At 45.5% G+C, this 7085-nt stretch carries 6 protein-coding genes and 1 pseudogene; 4 read left to right on the forward strand and 3 right to left on the reverse strand.

Annotation, left to right across the window (positions count from 1 at the left end; genetic code table 11):
- Together AC5V8P_RS21500 and AC5V8P_RS21505 are read left to right on the forward strand one after the other, a co-directional pair.
- A pseudogene (locus tag AC5V8P_RS21500) lies at nt 1-274 on the forward strand (MFS transporter); the annotation flags it as partial.
- A gap of 125 nt (nt 275-399) precedes the next feature.
- Nucleotides 400-894, forward strand: coding sequence for a GNAT family N-acetyltransferase (locus AC5V8P_RS21505; RefSeq protein ID WP_064797762.1), 495 nt, complete (start codon nt 400-402; stop codon nt 892-894).
- A gap of 105 nt (nt 895-999) precedes the next feature.
- Here AC5V8P_RS21505 and AC5V8P_RS21510 read toward each other — a convergent pair whose 3' ends face one another.
- Together AC5V8P_RS21510 and AC5V8P_RS21515 are read right to left on the reverse strand one after the other, a co-directional pair.
- Nucleotides 1000-1548: a GNAT family N-acetyltransferase gene (locus AC5V8P_RS21510; protein ID WP_064797763.1), complete on the reverse strand. Its 549-nt coding sequence runs from the start codon at nt 1546-1548 to the stop codon at nt 1000-1002.
- 84 nt (nt 1549-1632) lie between these two features.
- The gene (locus tag AC5V8P_RS21515) at nt 1633-2361 is read right to left on the reverse strand and encodes a hypothetical protein (protein ID WP_064797764.1); all 729 of its coding nucleotides are present in this window, start codon (nt 2359-2361) and stop codon (nt 1633-1635) included.
- 207 nt (nt 2362-2568) lie between these two features.
- On the opposite strand from AC5V8P_RS21515, the gene AC5V8P_RS21520 reads away from it, so the two are divergent.
- Nucleotides 2569-4248 (forward strand): glutamine--tRNA ligase/YqeY domain fusion protein, encoded by a 1680-nt coding sequence (locus AC5V8P_RS21520; RefSeq protein WP_063213879.1) that lies wholly within the window; start codon nt 2569-2571, stop codon nt 4246-4248.
- Nucleotides 4249-4393: 145 nt separating this feature from the next.
- Here AC5V8P_RS21520 and AC5V8P_RS21525 read toward each other — a convergent pair whose 3' ends face one another.
- Nucleotides 4394-5617 (reverse strand): MFS transporter, encoded by a 1224-nt coding sequence (locus AC5V8P_RS21525; protein WP_064797765.1) that lies wholly within the window; start codon nt 5615-5617, stop codon nt 4394-4396.
- Nucleotides 5618-6132: 515 nt separating this feature from the next.
- Here AC5V8P_RS21525 and AC5V8P_RS21530 point away from each other — a divergent pair.
- Nucleotides 6133-7085, forward strand: a 953-nt coding sequence (locus AC5V8P_RS21530) for a 6-hydroxymethylpterin diphosphokinase MptE-like protein (protein ID WP_495473844.1), incomplete at its 3' end; no start/stop codon positions are given.

Genomic DNA, 7085 nt, shown 5'->3' on the forward strand with positions numbered 1-7085 from the left:
AGAAATGCTGATTGCACCTGCGGTTCCCGCATTCCTGTCTGATCATGGAGGTCGGGGTGCACCCTTTTACATTGGACTTGTGGGGGGCATTGGTGCAGCCGGACGAGTGATGGGACCTTATGTTATGGGGAAGTTGTATGATGGCGGCGGCTTACCGCCTACACTTTGGCTGGCATCAGGCGTAGCGGTATTATCCATCCTGTTTTTCGTCCTGCACAGTTGGTTGAACCGTTCCCGACATGATCTGGATACTTTGGATACTACTACTTCGTAGGTTGGTATTCCCGGTTCTTAAGTCCCAATAAAAGTTCAATAATGACCTATAACTATGGTACAATAAGTGACAGATGGTTGCAGTTATTGCTTCAGGAAAGCCTTCACAGGAAGGATTGAAAGGAATTGTTTACAAGTCAACCCTTGACGATACGTCATTCGGAGATGAAGGATGCTCCTGATCTGATTGCGCTGGATGAATTGGTGTGGAATGAACGCACGGCTCCTGCCTCGCTGTCATGGAAGTCGCGCGGAGAGTTTCTGCGCAATACGCCTCCGGGCTCTCAACTGGTCGCCATTGAGCAGGAAGTGCTCTGTGGATATATTGGATTTCGTCCTCCAACGCTGTTGGCTAGTAATTGTCATGTACTCGAAATAAATATAGCTGTACATCCAGACTATCATCGCAAAGGTATTGGGACGGCGCTTATGAACTCCATGAAGGACATTGCAGCTGCGGAAGGCATACGCAAATTGAGTTTGCGCGTACTCTCTTGTAATACGGAAGCCCTTATGTTTTATGAAAAATGCGGTTTCGCGATTGAAGGGCGGCTGCATGAGGAGTTTTATATCGCAGGCCAATTCGTGGATGATGTTTTAATGGCCTATTTTTTAAAATAGGCCGGAGGCTACAGACAGGCAGCAACATTCGGTCGCAATGTCCAACTCATAATCAACAACGCCGCAGACTTGATCAGGTCTGCGGCGTTGTTGTGCAGTACAAGGTTACCGAAGTTGCTTCCATTCATTCTGGAGCATACCGTACACTGCGTGGTTCATATATCCATCTGGCAGTAGCTCTGCTTCGCGTACAATACCTTCGAGCACAAAGCCCAAGCGTTCTGGAATGCCGCGGCTGCGGCGATTCGTTGTTGCACAGCGGATTTCGACTCGGTGTAAATCCAACTCCATCAACGCATATTCGACGAATACACGGCAGGCGCTGGTCATGAGACCCTGTCCTTCGTAGCCGTGTCCAAGCCAGTATCCGATGCTGACCGAACGGTGAGCCCAATTGATCTCATGGTAGCTGATGATGCCAGCAAGCTCGTTGTCTAGCCAAATGCCTGCGGTCAGGCTGCCGTTCTCTGCGGCTTGTTTCAAGGCGCCCTGCACGAACTGCTCTGTATGGCTGATTTCTGTGGTGGAGTCTACCCATGGTAGCCATTGACGCAGGCGGTCACGGGACATTTCGATCTGCTCAAACAGAGGCTGCACATGCTCCTTGGTAAGCGGCCGAAGGACTGTGCGTTCGTCCAACGCATATGTAAACATGATGAATCCCCTCTTTCACTCGGAAAATCGCTAAACCAGCCAGTCTAGCATTTAATCCCATGCTACCTTATTCTGCGAGAGTCGTCAAAAGGGAGAGGAAGCTTCAAATTTTATAGGTCCCACCCGGAACTGCCCCTGTTCATATACATATTTCAGATCCAAATCCCCTACAAATTCGCTTGGCGATACGCTACCAGATACAGTGGCCTGCAGAGGGGACTGTTCAGCATCATATATTACAACAGAGCTAAAATCGAGATGCTTTGTAAAATGGGCTGGATCATCGTAAAATACGGACGCTTTGGGGTCCATCGTGTGTGTAGTACCGTTAATCGTAACAGTGATATGCACCTGGCGGTTGTGGTCACGCAGCTCTACTGAGCTGTGTATTCGCTGGGATACCGCATTTGCTGCCGATTCCACTGCATATTCCTCCATCGTCTGTGCGTTAACAATATGCATTTCCTGCAACTCCACGCCCGTTCCCGAGGCACGCGTGAGAATCACAATGACTTCACGGACACCATCTTCGTTTACATCTCTGTAATATAACTGGGGTGCAGCGGAAATTTCCGCCAAGCCTGACCACTGGAATGTGCGGCGCTGCTGCTGGCCGATTTCCAGTACGGCTGAATGAAATATTCCCTGTGACGGGCTTACGGCATATAGGCGGACAGAGGAGTCTTCTGGCGCACTGGCCAGCGGATGAGATCGTACAGTCTCGGTCACCATGCCTGAGGAAGGATGATCAGAAGTCATAACGGAAGAGGACAATAGCATAGACAGCAGGATGACGATCAACAGCTTAAACACGGGTGGGTCTCCTTTTCCGATTAAAATAAAAGATATATACACTATAACGAATTTATCTACCGAAAATGTTAACTCTTTTTCATAACTTGCATCTTTTTTCGCTGAAGAGAGCATCCTAATTTTCATTTTATTGAGTTATGCGGTGTGAAAGGGTATATTTAAGGGAACAGGTTGTACACAGATTATACGGAAGAAAGGTTGATTAGTGTGGAGAAGCCGATTACTCCCCCCAATTTTATTAAAAATGTTATTGAAGAGGATTTACGTACGGGGAAGGTAAAGCAAGTTGTTACACGATTTCCACCTGAACCCAACGGATATTTGCATATTGGACATGCCAAAGCCATCTGGATCAATTTCTCGTTGGGAGATGAATTCGGAGGACGCACGAACCTGCGTTTTGATGACACCAATCCAGCGAAGGAAGACACGGAATACGTGAACTCCATTCAGGAGGACGTGAAGTGGCTCGGTTATGAATGGGAGGAAAAACATTTTGCCTCCAATTACTTTGAAGAAATGTACAAGCGTGCTATCCTGCTGATTCAAAAAGGGAAAGCTTACGTGGATGACCAAAGCGCGGACCAAATCCGTGAAACGCGTGGAACACTGACAGAACCGGGACAAAACAGTCCTTATCGGGATCGTAGTGTGGAAGAAAATCTGAAGCTGTTTGAAGAGATGCGTGCAGGCAAATACCAGAATGGTGAAAAGGTGCTGCGTGCCAAGATTGACATGACTTCACCAAACATCAACTTGCGTGATCCGGTGATTTATCGCATTTCACACACAGCTCATCACAATACAGGCGATACCTGGTGCATCTATCCAATGTATTCCTATGCTCATCCGCTGGAAGATGCGATTGAGGGTGTAACGCATTCGCTTTGTTCACTGGAGTTCGAAGATCAACGCCCACTGTACGATTGGGTTGTAGCTGAATGCGAGATGGAAAACGTCCCTCATCAATACGAATTTGGACGGCTAAATCTAGCTCAAACGGTAACTAGCAAACGTAAGCTCAAACTTCTGGTTGAGGAAAAACACGTAGACGGCTGGGATGATCCGCGGATGCCGACCATTTCCGGTTTGCGTCGTCGCGGTTATACGCCAGAGGCCATTCGCAGCTTCGTATATGAGACAGGTATTTCCAAAGCCTACGGAGTTATTGATTTACAGGTACTGGAGCATTTTGCGCGTGAGGATTTGAAGCTTAAGGCACCTCGCACGATGGCAGTTATAGATCCGCTGAAGGTGGTCATTACGAACTATCCTGAAGGACAAGTGGAAATGCTGGAGGCGGAGAACAACACAGAAAATCCGGAGCTTGGAACACGCCAAATTCCGTTTTCTCGTGAAATTTATATCGAGCGTGAGGACTTCATGGAGAATCCACCGAGCAAATACTTCCGTTTGTTCCCTGGTAATGAAGTACGTCTCAAACATGCTTACTTCATTAAATGCAACGATGTCATTAAGGATGCGGACGGTCGTGTAACGGAGATTCACTGTACCTATGATATAGAAACCAAGAGTGGATCAGGCTTTACGGGACGTAAAGTGAAAGGGACCATTCATTGGGTAGAGGCTACTCAGGCTGTGCCGGCGGAATTCCGTTTGTATGAGCCATTGATTAACGCAGAGGAACCAGAGGCACTGGAAGAGGATGGATCGGAAAAGTCATTCCTTGATCAATTAAATCCAAATTCTTTGGAAATTGCTCATGGTTATGTGGAACGGAATATGAAAGAAGCTCAACCGCAGGATAAGTTCCAATTTTTCCGTCATGGTTATTTCAGTGTAGATCCGAAGCTCTCCAAACCGGGTGAGCCTGTATTTAACCGCGTCGTGTCACTGAAAAGCTCTTTCCAATTGCCTAAGCAATAAGATGCTCGGAAAGAACGGGACAAATGGTAGCTTCGTGCGACCAACTTGAAAAGGAGTCTGCCAACGGCAGACTCCTTTATTTTTTACGCATACATACGCGTTCTTCATGGTTCACCTGACCATTGACTTGAGACATTTATTGTCGTTATGGTGCTTCATCTATTGGTTTGTGCTCACCGCTATGTCCTGGCTGGTAACCGTTCTTGTACAGCATATACCACATGATAGCGAATCCCGCAGATCCCAGCAGGGCGAAGAAGACACCTGCATGGTACATCATTTCACCGCCGAAGTTCTGGAATAGCCAACCTCCTGCAATACCTGCGACGATCCCGGATATGCCACTCCAGGTCAAGGTATATACGGCCTGTCCGGATGATCGGTATGCTGCAGGCGTGAACAGGACAGTCAACTGGGTGCCTACATAGAAATATCCACCGAAGGTGACGCAATGAAGTGCTTGAATGAACACGATCTGAATCGGGTCTGTGGCCTGAGCCATTAGTTCCCAACGTAAGGCGAACAGCAGACTGACGAGTGCCAAACAGCCGACCATCACGGTCATTTTTTTTCTCAAGAAGCGATCAAACAGCAAAAAGACAATAATTTCGAATACCGATGACATAAAAACGGCAAAACCAAGCATCAGCTTGGACCCGCCCAGTTCGGTGATATACAGGGACATAAAGGCGCTGTTGATTGAATTAGGGATAGATACGAGAATACCCAATAATATGAAGGATATAAAGTATCCGTTTAATAAAATACTGCCAAAGCCACGTAAATGAATGGTGGCCGTCTCCACAGTGCTTTTCAGTGGCGGAATTGCCAATGTACAGGCCAATGCAGCCAGAAGAAGTACTGTAAAGATAGTCGATATGCTGGATATTCCTGTGTGGTCCACCACTACGCCAGCAACGGCTGCAACCACAGCCCAACCGAAGGAACCCCATATTCGGAAAGCACCAAATTTCCGGTCTGTGCCCTCAATATAACTGAGAATCAGGGTGTTGCTTTGGGCGAATAACGGGCTCTGGAAAAAATAAAAGCCAATCATCGACACATAAATCATGACATACGTGTGAACATGAAATAAGGCTTGCAGCAGTAACAATGTACCTACAATCATAATTAATAGAATACGCCGGAGGTTTCGGCTGCGGTCGCTTGTATATCCCCAAAAAGGATTCGCGAATACGGATACAAAAGGCCCGATAGCCATTAGACTCCCGATTTCCAGCTTGTCCATGCCGATATCTTGCAAATACAATGGGAAAAAGCTGGAGAAAATGACCATCGCTCCATATAGAAAAAAGTTATATAGCTTTAGGGAATATAGGGGAGTCTCCTGAATTTCTCTCTTTTGCAAGACAAGCCATTCCTTTCTTAGCCCGATAGAGAACTACGCACGGATGCCGATCTGTGAGCGGTTCTTTATTCCAATGTATCATGTGTTGAAAGGGTTAACAAACCAATAAAATTACAATTATGTAATAATTATTTGATTATACTAGTTTGATATTGATTTAAATGAATTAATAATTACTGCTTTATATTGTTAGCTTTAATTTTTGTAGTTCTAAAACGCGATATACAGATGAATTGTCGCATTGGAGTCCATATATGGTTAGTTCACACAGATGTTTTGCTGGTTACAAAGTTTTTATTTGTAAATAGGTTCTTAAGACCTAAAGTTTACATCGTGAATAACCGATACTTAATCCATAATCAGGTGAATTTAGGATTATTTTTTTCTGAATCAAAATATATTGTCGCAGATATTACATAAAATCAGAATGCTATTCCTATTTGGTGATATACGGTATAAGTCAACTGATCTATATTGTTTGGTTTTATGAGATATTCGGTGGAAAGGATTGAAAAATGGCATCACAGCATCGTAGAGACAACTCCTTGTATCGTCGTTTTCCTCGGCTTCATTTGCTTCAGGCAGGAGAAGGGTATGAGTTGCTGACTTCTGAAACCAACAAGCCTAACATAGTAACGACTCGTGAGGGACGTTCACATTACTTGCATGATCCTGAGCAGCCTGTGCGGGAAGCAGAGTTGTTTGTATCTGGTTTTAAAGAAGTGGAACCTCAAGCGCACGTGATCTTTTTTGGAGTAGGACTAGGGTATCATATTCGAGAATTTCTGCGCATACACCCAAATACTAGCTTCTCCATCGTCGAGCCGAACACTGGCGTGATGAATATTTTTTTACAGCATCTGAATGAAAACGATTGGCTCGCTGGTGAGAAGATCGAAGAGGTTATGGTAGGAGCAATTACTGGGGAGACAATTGGAATATTGCACAGGTTGATTGACCGTGTATCTGGAGTGCTGGTCATTCCATGGCTTCCGTATCGCGCCTTATTCAATGCGGAATTGAAGAAGTTTAATGAAACACTGTATAGAATGGTCTCTAATAAGAAGGAAAAAATGGCTATCAACCATGTTTACGAAAAAAAGTGGGCGCTAAACAGCATGCACAATTTCCCCTTTATTTTACATAGTTCTGACTTTCTGCATGCCGGCTCAGAGTACATAGAAGGCAAGCCGGTCTTGATTATTTCTGCTGGTCCTTCGCTTAACGACGAAATTGAGCACCTTCGCTACATTCGGGAAAATAATCTTGCATACCTGTTTACGGTAGGTTCTGCAGTGAACACGCTGGTGGAGCACGGTATTTATCCGCACGGAACATTTAGTTATGACCCTAATGAATACAACGTAAATGTAATTCAGAAGGTGATCGACAAGCAAATTGATTGTATACCCCTCATTTTCGGCAGTACAGTCGGTAAACACACACTCGATGCCTATCCAGGGCGTCT

This window comes from Paenibacillus sp. N119s, from assembly GCF_059447605.1.